Below are 17,879 nucleotides of genomic sequence, written 5' to 3'. Positions count from 1 at the left end.
TCTTACTGACTGACCGCACTCGTCGGCCGGTGTGCGGGACCGATCCTGGCCCCGCACACCGGCCGACCTCGTGTGGTGACGAGCAGATCGGTCAGGAGTACGGAAGCCGCAGCACCGACTGGTTACCGATGCCCACAGTGCTCGGGTTGTTGCCGATCGCCGACCACACCTCCACCCGGACCGTGCCGTTGCTCAGCGTGCCCAACGTGCCGGTGGCCGAGGAGAGGCCGGCGTTCTGGGTGTAGTGCTCGTAGCCGGGGACCGGGTCGGTGGCGAAGTAGCGCAGCGTCTCCACCCGCTCCCAACTGCCGTTGCCGGTGAGGTCGTAGGAGATCCGCACCTGCACGCCGTTGCCGACCGCCGTTCCGGCGTCCACGAACAGGTCGAACGCCGTCTGCCCGCCGGCGTAGGCGAGGTTGAGGCCGGTCGCCGTGAAGACCTGGGCGTTGGTGGGCGTACCGTCGTGATTTCCGTTCGCCGCCGCGACCGTCGTCGTGGCCGCGCTACCGGCGGCGCCCAACCCACCTCCGGGCAGCAGGTACCGCGTGGGGTTACCCGGGGTCGGCGGCGGGGTGGTCGTCGGTGGGGGGTCCGTCGGCGTCGTCGGCGGGACGCCGCCGGCCGCGTTGCCGCCACTCCAGGTGTACGCCCCTGTGCTGGCCGTCTTGCCGGCTCCCACGGTGAGGGCCGTGCCGTTGGAGAACGTCACAGTGATCGGTGTCGCCGTCGGGTTCGACGCCACGTAGGTGCGGGCCCCGTTGCGGGAGAAGACCGCGGAGAGTGGATGGTTGCCCGTCACCGTCGTGTCGACGGTGCCCAGGGCCGCGAGGTTGCGGATCCAGTGGAAGGTGTGTGCCCGGCTCTCTCCCTCCTCCGGGGTGTAACCGGGGTTCGCGCGCAGGTTCGCCAACGCCGCGTCGCCGTCGCCGAGAGCCTGGAACTGCCAGAGGATGTCCTGCCACACCGTCGGTTGCCCGCCGTTGTTGCGGACCAGTTCGGCGTAGTTGGTCCGCACGTACGCCGGGTTGTTGCCCAGGTAGAGGTGGCCGCCGGTGACCGGCAGCAGGTTGATGCCCTGGATCATCTCCGGCTCGGCGCTGAACCAGGTGGCGTACGCGCCGCCGTCGCCCCAGACCATGCCGACCGTCGAGTGACCGAACGCGCTGGGGAAGTTCTGGTCGCTGACGTCGAACCAGTACTCCTGGATGGCCGCGGCCTGGGTGGTGTAGAGGAAGACGCCCGCGTCGCGGACGGCGGTGTCGCCGGTCGTCTGCCCCCACTGGATCAGGGCACTGGCGAAGTTCATCCCCTCCGACGAGGACTCCTGGTTGTTGCCCGAGCCGAAGGAGCCGTGCCCGGACGCCCAGTCGTGGCCGGCGTAGATGTCGAAGTCACGCAGGTACGGGAATCGGGTGTCGTCGCGGCGGTAGTTGTTGGCGTCGCGGATCAGCAGGTCGACCATGCCGCCGTAACGGCTGGTGGCCGCCCAGGTCGGGTCGAACTTCGCCAGGGTCGCGGCGGCGGCGATGTAGTAGCCGTAGTGGAAGTGGTGGTCGTTGAGCTCCTGGTCTGACCCGTAGGACGCCGGGTAGCCGATCAGGGTGCCCCAGTTGTTGTCGTAGTAGAACACCCGGCTGGTCTTGCCGCTGGAGGCGGTGAACCAGTCGGTGAGCGTGCTGCGGATCGCGTTCAGCGCGCTGTCGCGCGTCGTGATGTCGTTGACCTGGTCGGCGATCTCGGCGATCCGCGCGGCTCGGCCGAGCCCCTTGCCGGTCCAGTAGGTGTCGTTGCCGCGTTGGTCCATCGGGTTGGCGCGGGTGGCGGCCAGGTGCCCGGTGAGCGTCGACAGGTCAGCACCGCCGCCGTCGCCGACGGCCGGCAACTCCGGCAGGATGCCCTGGAACTTCATGGCGGTGCGGAACTGGTTGACGCCGGTGAGCACCTTCATCCGACCGCGCGCCGACGGGTAGGTCGGCGTGATCGCGGTGGAGCCGCTCAGCGACTTCCACTGGTGCGGGTAGAGGCTGACCACTGTCTGCGTGGCGGTGCCCTCCCGGGCGGTCGTGGTGAACGCGTACGTGGTGGTCAGGCCACTGGTCGCGGGGTTGTACGCGTACGACACCTGGGTGCCGGTCACGTGGGCGTGCGCGTACCGGCCGTAGGTGGCGGCCAGTTCGGCACGCTCGGTGGTGCTCGACGTCGGCGGCAGGAGGGCGACGGAGAAGTAGCCTCGACCGGCCAGGGTGGACGAGATCCGGCCGGACGCCACGGTCCAGCTGGCGCCGCTGGGCGCGAATCCGACGTAGTCGTGGCCGTTGACCCGGAAGCCGATGGTGGCGCCGCTGTTGGACCAGACGTCGGGGGTCCCGGCGGTGGTGATCTGCGCGTTTCCGCCGGTGGTCTGGAAGTACCCGAACGGCAGACCGTGGCCGATGGTCGCCCGCATGGTGCGTGTGCCGTCGCTCCAGTGCGGGCTGACCGTCCAGTCCGTCCAGCCGTCGACCTTGACCAGGGGTGCGGCGAGCCCGGCGACACCGACCCGAATGTCCTGCACATACGGGTAGTGGAATTCGCCGACGCCGGTGGCGGTGCCGCTGATGGCGGGCGTGGAGTTGGCGGAGAAGCCGAGTCCGTCGCCGAAGGTGTCGTACGAGATCGGGTGGGCGTGCAGCGGCTCGCTGAAGGAGCAGTCGGTGCGCTTCCACAGCAGCGAGGACCACCAGTCGTTGGTGGGTATCGGCCCGGTGGGCGCGTTGGCGGTGGCGAACTGCCGGGGGTTGCTGGACATCGCGCCGCAGCCGCTGGGGAGCGGGCCGACCGGGGTGGTCGTGTAGCTGCCGGCGCCGACGGGCGCGGCCTCGGCCGCGTCGGTGACTCCGATGGCGAGGCCGCCGACGGCCAGGGCCAGCGCGGTGGCGGCGGCCAGGACCCATCGGCGGTGGGGGACGGGAGGTTTCATCGTGCCTCCATCGCGCGCGCCGGTTGCGGCCTCGCCGGGTCCAGCGCGTTGCGTCTGAATTGGGGGGAAGGTCAGGTGAGAGAGCGCTCTCTCGGCAACGGTAATGGAGTACTGAGATCCACGTCAATGTGTCCAACCCGTTGCGTGCTGATGTCGCTATTTGCCGGCGCCCGCGGCGTCGCTCAGCAACGAGTCCGGTACGCGCATCCGCCACGCGTCGGTCACCAGCTCGGTCAGCCGGTCCAGGTCGACCGCCGCCAGGCGCAGCAGCACCAGGGGCAGGCCGCCGTAGCCAGGTGTGGTGAAGAAGACCTCGGGCTCCCCGAGCAGGAGAGCCTGCTTCTCGGCCTCGTCGCCGACGAACAGCACCGCGATGTCGAGTCGGATCACCCGAGGCTTGCCCGGTATCCGCTCCGGATAGGACCAGACGAAGCCCTTGTCGGCCACCCGGAAGTCGAAACCGTCGCTGGCGATCTCCACCGTGTGCGGCAGGGCCAGCGCCACCCGACGTACGTCGTCAGCGTCAGCCACCGAAACCCCTCGCGCCGCCCACCATCCGCATGGGCCGAGATTACTCGGTGGGCAGCTCGACGGCCGTGGCACCGACGATGGCCCGATCCCCGTTCTCCTGGACGTAGCCGACCACGCTGGCGTTGCGCGGATCGAGACCAGGTGGTGTCGCCAGCTCCACCTGCCCCCGCTCAGCCTCCAGGCCCACCGACCTGAAGGCGCGTACGACGTTGTCCTGCCGCAGCGTCCGTCCGGCGTTCTCACCCCGGGCGATCTCGCTGTCCAGTCCCCGTTCCACGACAGCCACGTTCAGCACCGCGCGCCCCGGCGGCCGTTCGGTGCGGTAGTCCACCATCACCCGGTCCCCGCCGAGGTGGGCGATGGAGAGCGTCAGCGGGGTGGTGGCGGTCGAGGTCATGGCGGACATGATCGTGCTGGCCGCCCGACGTCGATCGGAACCGACGAACTCGTCGGTGCCGTTGACGACCATCTGCGGGGTGTACAGACCTCTGGTGCCGAACGCGCGGGCGTACGCCTCCTGTCGCGCGGTGTACGCCGGGTCCGCGAACTGGTCGGGCCACCCCAGGTTGTCCCAGTAGTCGACGTGGAACCCGAGGGCGAAGACGTTCTGTCCGTGCACCCGGGCGTCGCGTTCGATCTCGCTCAGCAACTCCTCGGCGGGAGGGCAACTGTTGCAGCCCTGGGACGTGAACATCTCGACCACCGCGAAGCCGCCGTCCGTCGATGCATTCGTCATGGTGGCGTGTCTCCTCCCACTGCCTGACCGGTGGCGTGGTGTTCCCGTTCCGGCCGTAACAATGCGGGCGGGGTCGCCTTCCCTGCCGGCCTCGCGCTGGGCGCCGTCGGCTCGGGTGGTTGGATGGTCGGGTGCAGTTCACCGTGACAGACGCGCCGACGCGGGAGCGTTTCGAGGCGCGTGACGAGTCGGGCGCGGTCGCCGGGTTCGTCACCTACCAGCTGACCGGATCGATCATCGCCTACACCCACACCGAGGTCGATCCGGCGTACGAGGGCAAGGGCGTCGGGTCGACGCTGGCGCGGGCCGTGATGGATGACGCGCGGAGCAAGCGTCGGACGGTCGTGCCGATCTGCCCGTTCCTCGCCGACTGGCTGGTCAAGCACCCGGAGTACGAGGGCATCGTGGTCCGGACCACCCGCAAGATCAAGTAAGCGGGCGTACTGCGGCGCCGTGTCCCGATTCAGGCGGGTGTCAGACGTCCGGTAGGAGATTGGCGGCCAGGGTGCGGGCGGTTGCGGTCAGCGTGTCGATGTCCAGCCCCGTGCGCCCCATGAACACCAGCCCCTGCTGTGCGGCGAGCAGCGCGCGGGCCGTCTCGACCGGGTCGAGGTCGCGCGACAGGTCACCCTCGCCCTGGGCTCGCGCGACGCACTCGGCGACCAGGGCGGTCGTCGACTCGTAGGTGCGCCGCGCCTCGGCGAGAACGTCAGGGTCGGTGGTGGCGAGCTCGTACGTGCTGTTGGCCATGAGGCAGCCGCGCCGGGCGGCGGCTCCACCCGGGTCGCCCACCGGCGCCATGACGAACGCGCGCAGCGCGTCCAGGGCGCGGGGAGTGGACGCGAGCATCTCGCGCAGGTAGCCGCCGCTGGTGTCGGTGTATTCCCGCAACGCGCGCAGGAACAACCGGTGTTTGTCGCCGAAGGCGCCGTAGAGGCTGCCCTTGCCCAGCCCGCTGACGCGTAGCAGGTCCTCCAGAGAGGTCGCCGCGTAGCCGGCGTCCCAGAACTGGTCTCGGACCGCGCGGATCACCTGCTCCTCGTCGAACTGCCGTGGTCTGGCCATGTGACCAGCATAGCAATTGTTGACCGAACGGTCCACCAAACGTATGGTGGACCGATCAGTCAATAACCAGGGTCACGTGGAGGACCAACTCATGACACAGCCCCTTGCCGGCAAGGTCGCCCTCGTCACCGGCGGTTCCCGCGGTCTCGGCGCGGCGACGGCCCGCGCTCTGGCCGACGCCGGAGCGGACGTCGCCATCACCTACGTCGGCTCCGCCGACAAGGCCGCCCGGGTAGCCGAGGAACTGGTGGGTCGGGGCGTACGCGCCCTCGCCCTGCAGAACGACCAGGCGGACAGCTCCCGCGCACCGCAGCTGATCAACGACGTCGTGACCCAGCTCGGCGGCCTGGACATCCTGGTCAACAACGCCGCGATCTCCCTGGAGCAGGGCAGGACGGTCGACGACCCGGACGTCGATGTGGCAATCCTGGACCGCATGCACGCCACCAACTACACCGGCGTCATCGCGATCATCCGAGCGGCGGCGAAGGTGCTGCGCGACAACGGTCGGATCGTCAACATCGGCTCGGGAATCGGCACCCGCGTCGGGGTCCCCGGTCTCGCCGACTACGCCGCGACCAAGGCCGGCCTGGTCGGCTACACCCGGGGCGTCGCCCACGACCTGGCACCGCGCGGCATCACCGTCAACATGGTGCAGGCCGGGCTCATGCTGACCGGGATGGAGCCGCCGCACCCGGAGATGCTCAAGGGCATGGTGTCCAACCTCGCGATCCAACGGGTCGGCGACCCCGCCGAGACCGCAGTGGCCATCGCGTTCCTGGTCAGCCCCGCAGCCTCGTACATCACCGGCGCTGTGCTTGACTCCAATGGCGGATACACCGCATGAGCCACGCCCCACCGCAGCCCCGTCGGGAGCACCAACGATGACAGTCTCCACCTTCCGTGCCCTCCATCACGACCGGGCAGCCGGCGACCCGCTCGTCCTGCCGGGCCCCTGGGACGCGGCCAGCGCCCAGGTGCTGGCCGACGCCGGCTACCCGGCGCTCGCGACACCGAGCGCGGGTGTCGCCGCCTCGCTCGGCTACGAGGACGGCGCGACCCCGCCAGACGAGATGTTCGCGGCGGTCGCGCGCATCGTCCGCGCGGTGTCCGTTCCCGTGTCCGCTGACGTCGAAGGCGGTTACGGTCTCGCCCCTCGCGAGTTGGTCGGGCGGCTGTTGGACGCCGGCGCCGTCGGCTGCAACCTGGAGGACTCGGACGGGCCCGGCACCCTCAAGGACCCGCGGCGGCACGCGGACTGGCTGGCCGCGGTGCGCGCGGAGGCTGGGGATGCTCTCTTCATCAACGCTCGCGTCGACACGTTTCTGTTCGGGACTGGTGACCCGACCGACGCTGTGGAACGGGCCCGTCTCTACGTGGCGGCCGGAGCGGACTGCGTCTACCCGATCCTGGCGCCGACGCAGGTGCTTCCACAGCTGCGGGAGGGCATCTCCGGACCGATCAACATGACCGCCGGACCGGATCGGGAGTCCCTGGCCGAGCTGGGCCGGCAGGGCGCGACCCGGATCACCTTCGGCCCGGGAATGCAGCGGTACGCCATGACGGCCATCGGCGAGCTCGCGGCCGAGCTGCGCGCCTGAGGCCGACCGCCGAGTGGATCGTGTGGCGGCGCGCGTCGGCGCACGCTCGGCAGCTACGACCGAGCCCCCGGCCACCGTCGCGATGACGGCTGCCGGGGGCTCGAAGACGGACGGTCAGGCCTGGTTGCCGTTCGGCAGAACCGCGGCCATCTCGTCGCCGGCACCAGCGAGTACGCGGGCCTGCTGGGGCCAGCTGGCCAGCCCAGGCGCGGCGCGCAGGCCGGCAGCCCGGATCAGGTCGCGCAGCGCCGGCTCGTCCAGTTCGCCGAGCTGGCCGTACGTGCGCACGCCAGCGTCCTGCAACGCGGCGGCCATCTTCGGCCCGATCCCCTGAATCCGGCGGAAGTCGTCGGCCGGACCCGTCGGGTCGGCGTCGAGGCTGATCGCCGCGTCGGCCGCCGAACGGACCGGAGGGGTCGCGGTGGTGGTCGGCCGGACCGGAGGCGTGGCCACCGCCGACCGTTCGGTCTCCGCGTCGTCGGCCGGGCCGACGGAGACCGGCGCGTCGTCCACGGGCGTGGTGTCGACCGGCGTGGTGTCGACCGGTGCCGGGTCGGCGGGCGGGAGGTCGTCCGCGGGCTGGCGCGGGGCGACCACGGCCGCCGGGGCGGACTGCTCGTCGGCCGTGACCGGCTCGGGGGCTGACTCCACGACCGGCTCCGGCCGCAGCTCAGCGGCGTCGGGCTGCTCGGTGGCCGGTGCGGGCGGCGGGTCCTCGGTCAGCGCCATGTCCGCCGCCTCGGCGGCGCTCGGCGTGTCCGCCGGCGCGGGCACCGGGGTGGGACCGTCCGATTCGGTCATCGCGGCCGGCGCGCTGACCGTGTCGACCGGTGCCGGCTCGTCGGCGACAGCGATGGGTGCCGAGTCGACGGCGGCCGCGGGGTGGGCCTCGTCGGTGGTGGCATCCGGCGTGGGCGTGGCGATCACGGCCAGTCCGGCGACGGGGTCACCATCCACTATCGAATTGCCCTGTACGCCCCGCCGGCCGCGCAGCAGCCACCCGGCGGCCAGGCCCAGCAACAGTGCCAGTACCACTATCAGCGAGTGTCCGAAAGACCACGCCACGGCGAACCTCCCTCTCAGCTCGTTGGAAAAGTCACGAGAAAAACTCGCCGCAGCTTCGCACACGCGTATTTCCGACAACAGACAGGATCGGCCGACAGCGTTACGGTGGCGCCAGTCACCTCAGCCAGTGCCCGCCGGGTGACACAGCGTCGCCCAATCAACCCGATCCGGCCCCGACGAGACCGGGATCCGCGGAGATGCCGGACCGATGAGACCGGGCCCGGACCGGGGTCGGGCGGAGGGCGCGCCAGACATGATGAGACCCGGGCTCGGCGAGGACGCCGAGCCCGGGTCGGCCCGAGGCCGAAGGTTCAGTCCCGGTCGCCCTCGTAGGTGTGGAAGTCGTCGACGAACCGGCGACGCAGCCGGGGCACCCGGCTGGTCACGCCGAAGTAGCCGCGCGCGCCGAGCAGCGCGAGCCGACCCACCACCGGCCGGTACATCCGGTCATCGCCGTTGGTGCCGCTGCGATTCAACGATTCGGCGACCCGCGCGAAGCCGTACGGCGCCATCACCGCCTCGTAGTCGGCGACCGCCTGGAGCAGGGTCTTGTCGCCGGCGGTGGCGCGGCTGAGCTGCTCGCAGAGCAGGCGGGCGTCGCGCAGCGCGGTGTTCGCGCCCACGCCGCGACCAGGCGTCATGGTGTGGATGGCGTCGCCGAGCATGGTGACGGTGCTGCTCTTCCAGGGCGGCACCGGCTCGGACGTGGACACCTTGATCGGTAGGGCGCTGGCCGGGTCCGCGCGGGCGAGCAGCTCCCGTAGGTGCGGATGCCAGTTCGAGGTGAGGTCCAGGGCGACCTGCACCAACTCGTCGCCGCGGCGGTGCATGACGTCGGACGGGAACCGGTTGGCCGCACTCCAGATGATCAGATTGATGTTGTCGGTGGTGGTGTCGTGGGCCAGGCCGGGCCAGGCGCGTAGCAGGGCGGCGTCGGCCTCGCTGACGCCGGGCTTGATCGCCCGCTCGGCGTCCCACTTGAACTCCATGACGTGCAGCACGCCCATCATCCCGCCGACGCCGAAGATCAGCGAGATGCCCTGCTGGACCCGCTCCGGAATGAGACCGCGGGTGTGCGGGGTCAGCGGGACCCGGGTGGCGATGTTGATCGTCCCGGCGTCTCGCGTGACGGCGTGCGGCAGGTACTGGCGGCGTACGGCGGAGTGGGTGCCGTCGGCAGCCACCAGCAGGTCGCCGGTGGCGGTGGTGCCGTCGGCGAAGTGCGCGGTGACACTGCCGTCGTCGCGCTGCTCGTACCGGGTGAAGGTCTTGTCGAAGTGCACCACGTCCTCCAGGCCGGTCAGCAGCACCTGGCGCAGTACCATCCGGGCCACCGAGTGTTCGGTGCGCACCGGGTCGGCGCTCGGCCGCAGCGCGAACGACGCGGTCTGGCGGAGCCCCTGGGTGACCACGTTGAAGTAGTGCGGCGGCCGGGCGCAGGTGGCCAGGAAGGTGGCGAACAGTTCCGGGGGCAGGCACTCCCGCAGCGCCCGGCTACCGGTGGGGCCGATGCCGACCCGGTAGCCGAGCAGCCCTTCGGCCCGGTCGCGGTGTCGTTCGTAGACGGCGACGCTGATTCCGGCGCGGCGCAGGCCGTGCGCCAGGCACAACCCGCCGGTGCCCGCGCCGATGATCAGGACGTGCGGTGGCGCGGCGGACATGTCAGCCGGCCGGGTGCGCGGCGGGTGCCTCGGTGCCGGCCGGGCGCGCGGTGGGCGTGGTAATACTGGCCGGGCGCGCGGTGGGCGCGGTAGTGCCGGCTGGGGGCGCGGTGGGCGCGTGGGTGGCGTCCCAGCGGTAGAAGCAGCCGGCGATCGCGTCCCGGGGGGAGCGCCAGGTCGGCAGGTACGGCGACGTGTGCGCGGAGAGCCGCTCGTTGACCTGTTGGAAGAGCGGGTGGTTGCGGGCCGCCGCCAGCGCGTCCGGGTCGACGTCGTCCGAGGTCTCCAGCAGGTGTACGCACAGGTCGTGCAGGCAGTACAGAGATCGGTGCGTGACGCCGGTCAGGCCGGGGAGTTCGGTGGCGTCGGACTCGGCGAAGATCTGCGCGACCCGCCCCTCCGCTCCCGGGATGATCCGGCTGACGATCAGTAGACGACTCATGGGACCCCTTCCGCCGGTGGCCTGCCCGACCCTCGGGGATCGGTGCCACGTGCTCTGTGCGCCCACCGTGCCGCAGCGGCTGTCACGTCACCGTCACGTACGCCGACCGGCTGTTGACGGGCGGTCGGTGAGGGCGTCGCGGCTGGCCTGGCGGATCGGGGCGAGCGTGTCGTCGAGCAGGGCGCTCATGGCCGGGCTCGGTTCCAGTCGCAACTCCCGGCGCAGCAGGTCCCGGTAGACGTAGAAGGCGTGCACGGCCTCGAAGGCGTTGCCCTCGGCCAGGTGGATGCGGACCACCAGCCGGTGCGGTGTCTCCCGTAACGGCTCGGCGGCCATCGCCTCCAGCGCGGCTTCGAGGGCCTCACCATGCCGCCCCGCGGCCAGGTGGTGCCCGGCCACCTGTTCCAGCATGTGCAGGCGGAGTTGGCGCAGGCGCTCCCGGTCCAGCAGCACCCAGTCGTCGTACCAGCCGGGAAGGAGGTCGTGCCGCCCGGCGGCGAGCGCCCCGGCCGCGGTGCGGGGGTCGTCGCCGTCCCGGACCCGCGCAGCGGTGCCGACCAGGTCGTCCACGTCGAGTCGGACCGCCGGGCCGAGGCGTACGGTGTCGCTGGCCACTGTCATCGGGCAGCACGGGTCCTGTCGAAGCCGCCACAGGGCGGTGCGTAGCGAGGACAGCGCACGCTCCTCCGACGCGTCGGGCCAGAGCAGCCCGGCGAGCTGGCTGCGGGTGGCGCCGGGACGGAGCCCGATCAGCGCGATCACCCGTTGCAGCCCGCGCGGCACCACGACCGGCACCGCCTCGCGGAGGAGTCGGAAGCCTCCGAGCAGGTGGAGTGAGACGCCCTCCTCGGGCGGGTCTCCGGCGGTCGGCACGGACGGATCAGCGGCCACGGCGGCACCCCCTGCGGAACGCTCGTCCCGACTGTCTGCTGTCCCGGATCGGTTGCCCGCGACGCCACTGTCGACCCCGCCGATCGCGGCGTGGTCGGGCGCGGCCCCGCCCACCGAGGCCGCCGAGCTGACCATGCTGAAGATTATCAATGATGGTCACGTTGAGTCAACGTAGCGCGAACCTTCTATTTGCGACAGTCAACCCGAGATCGGTTCTGAACTGCACAAACATTAGCGGGCACGGCTTGCTGGCCGCATAGCTGATACACAGGTTGCGTCAACGCAGCGTCACCACCATGCGTCGCTGACCGGCCTGGCGCGGTGACGCCGCCGTGACGAGGATCGGCGCATCGTGTCGGGAGTCGTCCAGCGCGTCCGGGGGCCACCCGTCGCCCGCCGGACGCTGTGGGGGGAGGCCCAGTATGGACCGATCGCTGATCATCGCGAAGGTGGATCCGACCGCCGAGGAGCGGGTCGCCGAGATCTTCGCCGAGTCGGACGCGACGGAGCTGCCGCGCCTGGTCGGCGTCCGGCACCGCTCGCTGTACCGCCTGCACGACCTCTATGTGCACCTGCTCGAGACCGCCCAGCCGACGGAGGGCGCGGTGGAGGCCGCGCGCGGCCACCCCGAGTTCATCCGGGTCAGTGACCGACTGCGTCCGTACGTGTCGCCGTACCTGTCGACCTGGCGCTCGCCACGCGACGCCATGGCGCGGTGCTTCTACCGGTTCGACGCCCCGGGCACCGGGCGGCGGTCGTGACGGCCACCGCGCCGCGCGAAGAGCAGCTCTGGTCCCGTTGCGCCGGCTGCGCCAGCCTGCTGTACCGCAAACGGCTGCGCCGCAACCTCGACGTCTGCCCCGAGTGTGGGGAGCACGCCCGACTCGGCGCGCCGGAACGCCTGCGCCAACTGGTCGACCCGGGTTCGCTGCGCCCGCTTCCCGACCATCTGCCGGAGGCGGACCCCATCGACTTCGTCGACGTGCTGCCGTACCCGCACCGGCTCACCGGCGCACGGGCCAGCACCGGCCTGGCCGAGGGGGTCGTCTGTGCCACGGCCACCATCGGCGGGCACCCGGTGGTCCTGGCGGTGATGGATTTCCGCTTCCTCGGCGGCAGCCTGGGTTGCGCGGTGGGCGAGCTGATCACCCGGGCGGCCGAACGGGCACTGGACGACCGCACCCCACTCGTCCTGGTCACCGCGTCCGGCGGGGCGCGGATGCAGGAGGGCGCGCTGTCGTTGATGCAGATGGCGTCCGTCAGCCAGGCCATCGCCGCGCTGCGCGAGGCGGGGCTGCTCACCGTGAGCGTGCTCACCGACCCGACCTACGGCGGGGTGGCCGCCTCGTTCGCCACCAACACCGATCTGGTGCTCGCCGAGAGTGGCGCGCGGATGGGCTTCGCCGGCCCCCGGGTGATCCGCCAGATCACCGGGCGGGCACTGCCGGAGGGCTTTCAGACCGCCGATTTCCTGCTCCGACACGGGCAGGTCGACATGGTGGTGCAGCGCCGATCGCTGCGCGGGAGACTGATGGCGCTACTCGCCGCGACCCGGGTCGGCCGCCCGGCGCGTGCGCCCGTACCCCGGCAGGAGCCGGCATCGCGCCGCGAGCGCCTCGCCGCCGACGGCCCGGCTCTGCCGCCGTCGGCGGGTCCGGCTGCCCATGAAGACGCGGTCACCCCGGTCGCCGGTGACACCCCGGCGGTACGCGACGCGTGGGACACCGTCCGGATGGCGCGACATCCCGGACGACCCACCACACTGGATTACCTGGACTCCGTCTTCGACGGGTTCGTGGAGCTGCACGGCGATCGGCTCGGCGCGGACTGCCCGGCCATCGTGGGTGGGGTGGCGCGGCTGGGCGGCCGGCACGTGATGGTCATCGGCCACCAGAAGGGGCACACCACCGCCGAGTTGGTCGCCCGCAACTTCGGCATGGCCAGCCCGGCCGGGCACCGCAAGGCGCTGCGGTTGATGCGCCTCGCGGCCCGGCTCGGTCTGCCAGTGGTCACCCTCGTGGACACCCCCGGCGCCGACCCCGGGGTGAGAGCCGAGGAGCAGGGCCAGGCCGCCGCCATCGCCGAGAACATTCTCACCCTCACCGTGCTGCCCACCCCCGTGCTCGCGGTGATCACCGGGGAGGGCGGCAGCGGCGGCGCGCTGGCCCTGGCGGTGGCCGACCGGGTGCTGATGCTGGAGAACGCCGTCTACTCGGTGATCAGCCCCGAGGGGTGTGCGGCGATCCTCTGGCCGGACCGGTCCGCGGCGCCGCAGGCCGCCCGCGCGTTGCGACTGACCGCGCCCGACCTGTGTCGGCTCGGGGTGGTCGACGAGGTCGTGGCGGAGCCGTCGTCCGCAGCGCACGACGACCCGGCGGAGACCGCCCACCGGTTGCGCGCCGCCCTGCTGGCCAACCTCCTGCCGCTGCTGGACGTGCCGCCCGCCATGCTGGTCCGCCTGCGCCGGCAACGCTTCCGTCGGTTCGGCGCGAACCGCGCCGCCGCCCGGGTGGGCCCGCGATGACCGCCGGGGACCCGGCGGTGTCGACCGTCGAGGCGTCCGACGACGTCGGGGTGGACGGCGAGGAGGCGCTGGCCGGGCTGCGCCGGCAGGCGCAGCACCTGATCGCCGAGCTGGCCGGGCCGGTGCGCCGGATCCGGCTGCGCAGCGGGCCGGCGGTGCTGGAGGTCGAGTGGCACCCCGACGACGTGGCCCGTCCGGAGATACCCGCGGTACCGGCCCAGGCGGCGCCGGCGGTCGTGTCGGCGACCAGTGCCCCACCTGCGGTGATCCGGCCACCGGTGCCCGGGCGGGCCGCGGTGCGCGCCCCGATCGTCGGCACCTTCTACCGGGCGTCGGAGCCCGGCGCGCGGCCGTTCGTGGCGGTCGGCGACCTGGTCCGCCCGGGCCAGCCGGTCGCCATCGTCGAGGCGATGAAGCTGATGAACGAGGTGACCGCGGACCGTGCCGGCAGGGTGGCCGCGATCCTCGTCGAGGACGGCCAGCCGGTCGAGTACGACCAGCCGCTCGTCGAACTGGACCCGGCATGACGGCGCGGGGTGGTTGACATGTTCGAGACCGTGCTGATCGCCAACCGGGGCGAGATCGCGCTGCGGGTGCTGCGCGCCTGCAAGGAGCTCGGCGTGCGAACTGCGGTGGTCTACTCCGCCGCCGACGCCGACTCGGCGGCGGTCCGCCTCGCCGACCAGGCCGTCCGGATCGGACCCGCGTCGAGTCGGCGCAGCTACCTCAACGCCGCGGCCATCATGGAGGCGGCGCGGCAGGTGGGCGCGCAGGCCGTGCACCCCGGTTACGGTTTCCTCTCCGAGGACGCCGACTTCGCCGAGATCTGCGCCGACAACGGGCTGACGTTCATCGGCCCGCCGCCGGCGGTGATGGCCGCGCTGGCCGACAAGTCCTCGGCACGGGCCCTGATGAGCCGGGCCGGCCTGCCGCTGTCGCCGGGCAGTGTCGCGCCGGTTCCGACCGCCGCGGCGGCGGCCGAGGTGGCCGAGGCCGTCGGCTACCCGGTGATCGTGAAGGCCGCCGCCGGGGGCGGTGGTCGGGGGATGACGGTGGTGCACACCCCCGGCGAGCTGCGCCGGGCGTACGGGCGCACCCGGGCCGCGGCGCAGGCCGCCTTCGGCGACGACCGGGTGTACGTCGAGCGTTACCTCACCGAGGCGCGCCACGTCGAGGTGCAGGTGCTCTGCGACGCCCACGGGAACGGGGTGCACCTGGGCACGCGGGACTGCTCGGTGCAACGGCGTCATCAGAAGCTGGTCGAGGAGGCGCCCGCCCCGGCGCTGCCCGCCGCTGTTCTCGACAGCATCGCCGAGACCGCCCTGCGGGGTGCCCTCCAGGTCGGCTTCGTCGGTGCCGGCACGCTGGAGTTCCTGGTCGACGCCGAGGAGAAGTTCCACTTCCTGGAGATCAACTGTCGGATCCAGGTGGAGCATCCGGTCACCGAGATGGTCACCGGGATCGACCTGGTGCACGAGCAACTGCACATCGCCGCCGGGGTGCCGCTGCGCTGGCGTCAGGAGGAGATCCGCCTGCACGGCGTCGCGGTGGAGTGCCGGGTCAACACCGAGGACCCGGGGCGCGACTTCGCCCCCACGCCCGGGCGGTTGGAGCGGTTCACGCCACCCGGCGGCCCGTTCACCCGGGTGGACACCCACGCCAGCGCCGGTTACCTGGTCGGCCCCTGGTACGACTCCCTGCTGGCCAAGGTGATCGTCTGGGCGCCCGACCGGGAGCTGGCCCTCAACCGGCTGGAACGTGCCCTGGACGAGTTCGACATCGCCGGTCCGGGCGTGCACACCACCATCCCGTTCGTCCGGCGGGTGCTCGACGACGCCGCATTCCGCAAGGGCCGTTACACCACCGGCCTGGTCGACCGTCTGCTCGCCGCGCCCGCGCGGCGGTCGACGCCCACCCCCGCACCGCGTACCGCGCCCGCCGCAGATCCCGACGCAACCCACAGGAGGACCCGATGACCGTCACCCATGGTCGCCCGATGACCGCCGAGATCACCGACATCCTGGTGGCGCACTGCGGGCTGGACGCCGACGCCGCGGCCCGGGCGCCCGCCGCGTCGCTGGAGGAGCTGGGGATGGACTCGCTCGCCCTGCTGGAGCTTTCCGCGGTCGTCGCCGACCGCTGGCAGGTGAGCATCCCCGAGCAGGCCGGGCAGTTGAGCATCCCGGCGGTGGCGGACCTGGTCGCCCGCCGCGCCGACCCACCCGGACACACCGAGAACAGCGTGGTCATCGACGCGCCGCTGGGACTCGTCTGGGAGGTCACCAACGACGTGGCGAACTGGACCGAGCTGTTCACCGAGTACGCCGTGGTGGAGATCCTGCACCGCGAGGGGCACACCGTGCGGTTCCGGCTCACCATGTATCCCGACGAGAACGGGGTGAGCTGGAGCTGGGTCAGCGAGCGCACCGCCGACCCGGTGAGCAGGCAGGTCCGGGCGCACCGGGTGGAGACCGGGCCGTTCGAGTACATGCGCATCCACTGGCGCTACACCGAGGAGGCCGGTGGCACCCGGATGACCTGGACGCAGGACTTCGCGATGAAGCCCACCGCGCCGGTCGACAACGCCGCGATGACCGAACGGATCAACACCAACAGCGTGATCCAACTCGCGGTGATCAAGGACCGGGTGGAGCGGATCGCCCGGCAGCGCGCCGACCAGGGCGTTTCGGTGGGCGACGAGCTGACGGAGGCCGACGATGAGTGACCTGAGCACCCGCCCGATCGCCGCCCGGGACGTACCCGCCGACCGCCGGCGCGGCGGTGAGCTGCGGGTGCTGCTCGGCCCTCGCACCGTCGGCAGCACCTCGGGCTTCCTGGGGGTGGCCACGCTCGCGCCGGGGGAGCGGATCGCCGAGCACTACCACCCGTACAGCGAGGAGTTCCTGTACCTGGTGCGGGGCGCGATCACCGTGGACCTGGACGACCAGCCGACGTTGCTGGCCGCCGGTGAGGGGCTGTTCGTTCCGGTGAACGTGCGGCACCGGCTGCGCAACACCGGCGTCGAACCGGCCGAGGTGGTCTTCCACCTGGGGCCGCTCGCTCCCCGGCCCGAGTTAGGCCACGTCGACACGGAACTGGTCGAACAGCGGAGCACCTCATGACCGGGCGCCGCACGGTGGTGACCGGCATTGGGGTGGTCGCCCCGGGCGGCGCCAGCCGGGACCGCTTCTGGAAGACCATCACCGAGGGGCGGACCGCCACCCGGCGGATCAGTTTCTTCGACCCGTCGGCCTTCCGGTCGCAGATTGCGGCGGAGTGCGACTTCGACCCGGTCGCGGCGGGGCTCAGCGAGGCCGAGCGGCGCCGGGCCGACCGGTACGTGCAGTTCGCGCTGGCCTGCTCGGTCGAGGCGGTGGCCGACGCCCAACTGGTGCTCACCGACGCGGAACGGGACCGGGCCGGGGTGGTGCTGGGCACCGCGGTCGGCGGCACGATGGCACTGGAGCAGGAGTACGTCACAGTGAGCGAGCACGGCCGGCGTTGGCTGGTGGACGGGGCGCGCGGTGGCCCGTACCTCTATCAGGCGTTGGTGCCCAGCAGCCTCGCCGCGGACGTCGCCTGCCGGCACGGGTGGCACGGCCCGGCGCAGGTGGTGTCCACCGGTTGCACCTCCGGCATCGACGCCATCGGGTACGCCCACCAGATGATCGTGGACGGTGAGGCGGACGTGATGCTGGCCGGCGCGTCCGACTCGCCGATCTCACCGGTCACTGTCGCCTCGTTCGACGCGATCAAGGCGACCAGCCCGGACAACGACGACCCGGCCCACGCCTCCCGCCCGTTCGACGCCGACCGGCACGGGTTCGTGCTGGCCGAGGGCGGGGCGGTGCTGGTGCTGGAGGAGGCCGAGCACGCCCGGCGGCGCGGGGCGCACATCTACTGCGAGGTGGCCGGCTATGCCAGCCGCAGCAACGGCTACCACATGACCGGGCTGCGCCCGGACGGGTTGGAGATGAGCCTCGCCGTCACCGACGCGCTCCGGCAGGGCCGGATCCTTCCCGAGCAGGTTTCCTACATCAGCGCGCACGGCTCGGGCACCCGGCAGAACGACCGGCACGAGACGGCCGCGTTCAAGCGGGCGCTGGGTCAGGCCGCGTACCGGGTGCCGATCAGCTCGATCAAGTCGATGGTCGGGCACTCGCTCGGCGCGATCGGGTCGATCGAGATGGCCGCGTGCGCCCTCGCCATCGAGTTCGGCGTGGTGCCGCCGACGGCGAACTGGAGCACCCGGGATCCGGAGTGCGACCTGGACTACGTACCCAATGAGGCGCGGGAGGTCCCGGTGGACGTGGCGCTCTCGGTGGGCAGCGGGTTCGGCGGTTTCCAGTCGGCGATGGTGTTCCGTCGGATGCTCGGCGCGGTGGCGGCGTGAGCGCCCCTCAG

The 17,879-nt window shown here is 71.9% G+C and carries 17 protein-coding genes and 1 pseudogene; 10 read left to right on the top strand and 8 right to left on the bottom strand.

Translation table 11 applies throughout. The features are described 5' to 3' along the window. Window positions 1–91: 91 nt before the first annotated feature. From DLJ59_RS12345 to DLJ59_RS12335, 3 genes are all read right to left on the bottom strand, one after another. Window positions 92–2,959: a glycosyl hydrolase gene (locus DLJ59_RS12345; protein ID WP_124772642.1), complete on the bottom strand. Its 2,868-nt coding sequence runs from the start codon at window positions 2,957–2,959 to the stop codon at window positions 92–94. Window positions 2,960–3,115: 156 nt separating this feature from the next. Continuing rightward, on the bottom strand, window positions 3,116–3,490 hold the full coding sequence (locus tag DLJ59_RS12340) for an MmcQ/YjbR family DNA-binding protein (protein ID WP_124772641.1): 375 nt from the start codon (window positions 3,488–3,490) through the stop codon (window positions 3,116–3,118). A gap of 40 nt (window positions 3,491–3,530) precedes the next feature. After that, window positions 3,531–4,226, bottom strand: coding sequence for a DUF1223 domain-containing protein (locus DLJ59_RS12335; RefSeq protein ID WP_124772640.1), 696 nt, complete (start codon window positions 4,224–4,226; stop codon window positions 3,531–3,533). 131 nt (window positions 4,227–4,357) lie between these two features. Here DLJ59_RS12335 and DLJ59_RS12330 point away from each other — a divergent pair, with 131 nt between their 5' ends. Further along, window positions 4,358–4,660 (top strand): GNAT family N-acetyltransferase, encoded by a 303-nt coding sequence (locus tag DLJ59_RS12330; protein ID WP_124772639.1) that lies wholly within the window; start codon window positions 4,358–4,360, stop codon window positions 4,658–4,660. A 40-nt stretch (window positions 4,661–4,700) separates the two neighbouring features. Here DLJ59_RS12330 and DLJ59_RS12325 read toward each other — a convergent pair whose 3' ends face one another. Continuing rightward, a complete protein-coding gene (locus DLJ59_RS12325) occupies window positions 4,701–5,291 on the bottom strand; it encodes a TetR/AcrR family transcriptional regulator (protein ID WP_124772638.1) in 591 nt (196 codons plus the stop codon). A gap of 91 nt (window positions 5,292–5,382) precedes the next feature. Here DLJ59_RS12325 and DLJ59_RS12320 point away from each other — a divergent pair, with 91 nt between their 5' ends. Then, on the top strand, window positions 5,383–6,138 hold the full coding sequence (locus tag DLJ59_RS12320) for an SDR family NAD(P)-dependent oxidoreductase (RefSeq protein ID WP_124772637.1): 756 nt from the start codon (window positions 5,383–5,385) through the stop codon (window positions 6,136–6,138). Between the two features lie 37 nt (window positions 6,139–6,175). After that, window positions 6,176–6,892, top strand: a complete 717-nt coding sequence (locus DLJ59_RS12315; RefSeq protein ID WP_124772636.1) for an isocitrate lyase/PEP mutase family protein — start codon at window positions 6,176–6,178, stop codon at window positions 6,890–6,892. A 114-nt stretch (window positions 6,893–7,006) separates the two neighbouring features. Here the strand turns inward: DLJ59_RS12315 and DLJ59_RS37355 are convergent, their stop codons facing one another. The 4 genes and pseudogenes from DLJ59_RS37355 to DLJ59_RS12295 all read right to left on the bottom strand — a co-directional run bounded on the left by DLJ59_RS37355 (window position 7,007) and on the right by DLJ59_RS12295 (window position 10,951). Then, window positions 7,007–7,957, bottom strand: a complete 951-nt coding sequence (locus tag DLJ59_RS37355; protein WP_244235982.1) for a hypothetical protein — start codon at window positions 7,955–7,957, stop codon at window positions 7,007–7,009. A 311-nt stretch (window positions 7,958–8,268) separates the two neighbouring features. Beyond that, window positions 8,269–9,618, bottom strand: coding sequence for an FAD-dependent oxidoreductase (locus DLJ59_RS12305; RefSeq protein WP_124772635.1), 1,350 nt, complete (start codon window positions 9,616–9,618; stop codon window positions 8,269–8,271). Between the two features lie 94 nt (window positions 9,619–9,712). Further along, window positions 9,713–10,060: pseudogene (locus tag DLJ59_RS12300) on the bottom strand (TcmI family type II polyketide cyclase); the annotation flags it as partial. 93 nt (window positions 10,061–10,153) lie between these two features. Then, window positions 10,154–10,951: an AfsR/SARP family transcriptional regulator gene (locus tag DLJ59_RS12295; protein ID WP_124772694.1), complete on the bottom strand. Its 798-nt coding sequence runs from the start codon at window positions 10,949–10,951 to the stop codon at window positions 10,154–10,156. A gap of 422 nt (window positions 10,952–11,373) precedes the next feature. On the opposite strand from DLJ59_RS12295, the gene DLJ59_RS12290 reads away from it, so the two are divergent. Genes DLJ59_RS12290 through DLJ59_RS12260 form a run of 7 tightly spaced genes read left to right on the top strand, consistent with a single transcriptional unit; the run spans window position 11,374 to window position 17,868 of the window. Further along, window positions 11,374–11,712: a TcmI family type II polyketide cyclase gene (locus DLJ59_RS12290; RefSeq protein WP_124772634.1), complete on the top strand. Its 339-nt coding sequence runs from the start codon at window positions 11,374–11,376 to the stop codon at window positions 11,710–11,712. After that, window positions 11,709–13,475 (top strand): acetyl-CoA carboxylase carboxyltransferase subunit alpha, encoded by a 1,767-nt coding sequence (locus DLJ59_RS12285; RefSeq protein ID WP_124772633.1) that lies wholly within the window; start codon window positions 11,709–11,711, stop codon window positions 13,473–13,475. The genes DLJ59_RS12290 and DLJ59_RS12285 overlap by 4 nt, the downstream gene beginning before the upstream one ends. Further along, complete coding sequence (accB, locus tag DLJ59_RS12280) at window positions 13,472–14,002, top strand: acetyl-CoA carboxylase biotin carboxyl carrier protein (RefSeq protein WP_124772632.1); 531 nt, start codon at window positions 13,472–13,474, stop codon at window positions 14,000–14,002. Before DLJ59_RS12285 ends, accB begins: the two co-directional genes overlap by 4 nt. A gap of 18 nt (window positions 14,003–14,020) precedes the next feature. After that, complete coding sequence (locus DLJ59_RS12275) at window positions 14,021–15,451, top strand: acetyl-CoA carboxylase biotin carboxylase subunit (protein WP_124772631.1); 1,431 nt, start codon at window positions 14,021–14,023, stop codon at window positions 15,449–15,451. Further along, window positions 15,448–16,200, top strand: a complete 753-nt coding sequence (locus tag DLJ59_RS12270; RefSeq protein ID WP_124772630.1) for an SRPBCC family protein — start codon at window positions 15,448–15,450, stop codon at window positions 16,198–16,200. The genes DLJ59_RS12275 and DLJ59_RS12270 overlap by 4 nt, the downstream gene beginning before the upstream one ends. Further along, window positions 16,193–16,597 carry a cupin domain-containing protein gene (locus DLJ59_RS12265; protein ID WP_124772629.1) on the top strand — a complete coding sequence of 135 codons (405 nt, stop codon included), beginning with the start codon at window positions 16,193–16,195 and terminating at the stop codon, window positions 16,595–16,597. The genes DLJ59_RS12270 and DLJ59_RS12265 overlap by 8 nt, the downstream gene beginning before the upstream one ends. Further along, on the top strand, window positions 16,594–17,868 hold the full coding sequence (locus DLJ59_RS12260) for a beta-ketoacyl-[acyl-carrier-protein] synthase family protein (protein ID WP_124772628.1): 1,275 nt from the start codon (window positions 16,594–16,596) through the stop codon (window positions 17,866–17,868). Before DLJ59_RS12265 ends, DLJ59_RS12260 begins: the two co-directional genes overlap by 4 nt. Window positions 17,869–17,879: the final 11 nt, after the last annotated feature.

This window comes from Micromonospora inaquosa (assembly GCF_003857055.1).
GTDB classification, from domain to species: Bacteria; Actinomycetota; Actinomycetes; order Mycobacteriales; family Micromonosporaceae; genus Micromonospora; species Micromonospora inaquosa.
This window is presented reverse-complemented; position numbering and strand designations above follow the sequence as displayed.

Coding starts and splice junctions, on each gene's coding strand:
- DLJ59_RS12315 (WP_124772636.1), top strand. CDS start 6,176: ATGACAGTCTCCACCTTCCGTGCCCTCCATCACGACCGGGCAGCCGGC.
- DLJ59_RS12320 (WP_124772637.1), top strand. CDS start 5,383: ATGACACAGCCCCTTGCCGGCAAGGTCGCCCTCGTCACCGGCGGTTCC.
- DLJ59_RS12270 (WP_124772630.1), top strand. CDS start 15,448: ATGACCGTCACCCATGGTCGCCCGATGACCGCCGAGATCACCGACATC.
- DLJ59_RS12290 (WP_124772634.1), top strand. CDS start 11,374: ATGGACCGATCGCTGATCATCGCGAAGGTGGATCCGACCGCCGAGGAG.
- DLJ59_RS12265 (WP_124772629.1), top strand. CDS start 16,193: ATGAGTGACCTGAGCACCCGCCCGATCGCCGCCCGGGACGTACCCGCC.
- DLJ59_RS12345 (WP_124772642.1), bottom strand. CDS start 2,959: ATGAAACCTCCCGTCCCCCACCGCCGATGGGTCCTGGCCGCCGCCACC.
- accB (WP_124772632.1), top strand. CDS start 13,472: ATGACCGCCGGGGACCCGGCGGTGTCGACCGTCGAGGCGTCCGACGAC.
- DLJ59_RS12305 (WP_124772635.1), bottom strand. CDS start 9,618: ATGTCCGCCGCGCCACCGCACGTCCTGATCATCGGCGCGGGCACCGGC.
- DLJ59_RS12260 (WP_124772628.1), top strand. CDS start 16,594: ATGACCGGGCGCCGCACGGTGGTGACCGGCATTGGGGTGGTCGCCCCG.
- DLJ59_RS12275 (WP_124772631.1), top strand. CDS start 14,021: ATGTTCGAGACCGTGCTGATCGCCAACCGGGGCGAGATCGCGCTGCGG.
- DLJ59_RS12325 (WP_124772638.1), bottom strand. CDS start 5,291: ATGGCCAGACCACGGCAGTTCGACGAGGAGCAGGTGATCCGCGCGGTC.
- DLJ59_RS12335 (WP_124772640.1), bottom strand. CDS start 4,226: ATGACGAATGCATCGACGGACGGCGGCTTCGCGGTGGTCGAGATGTTC.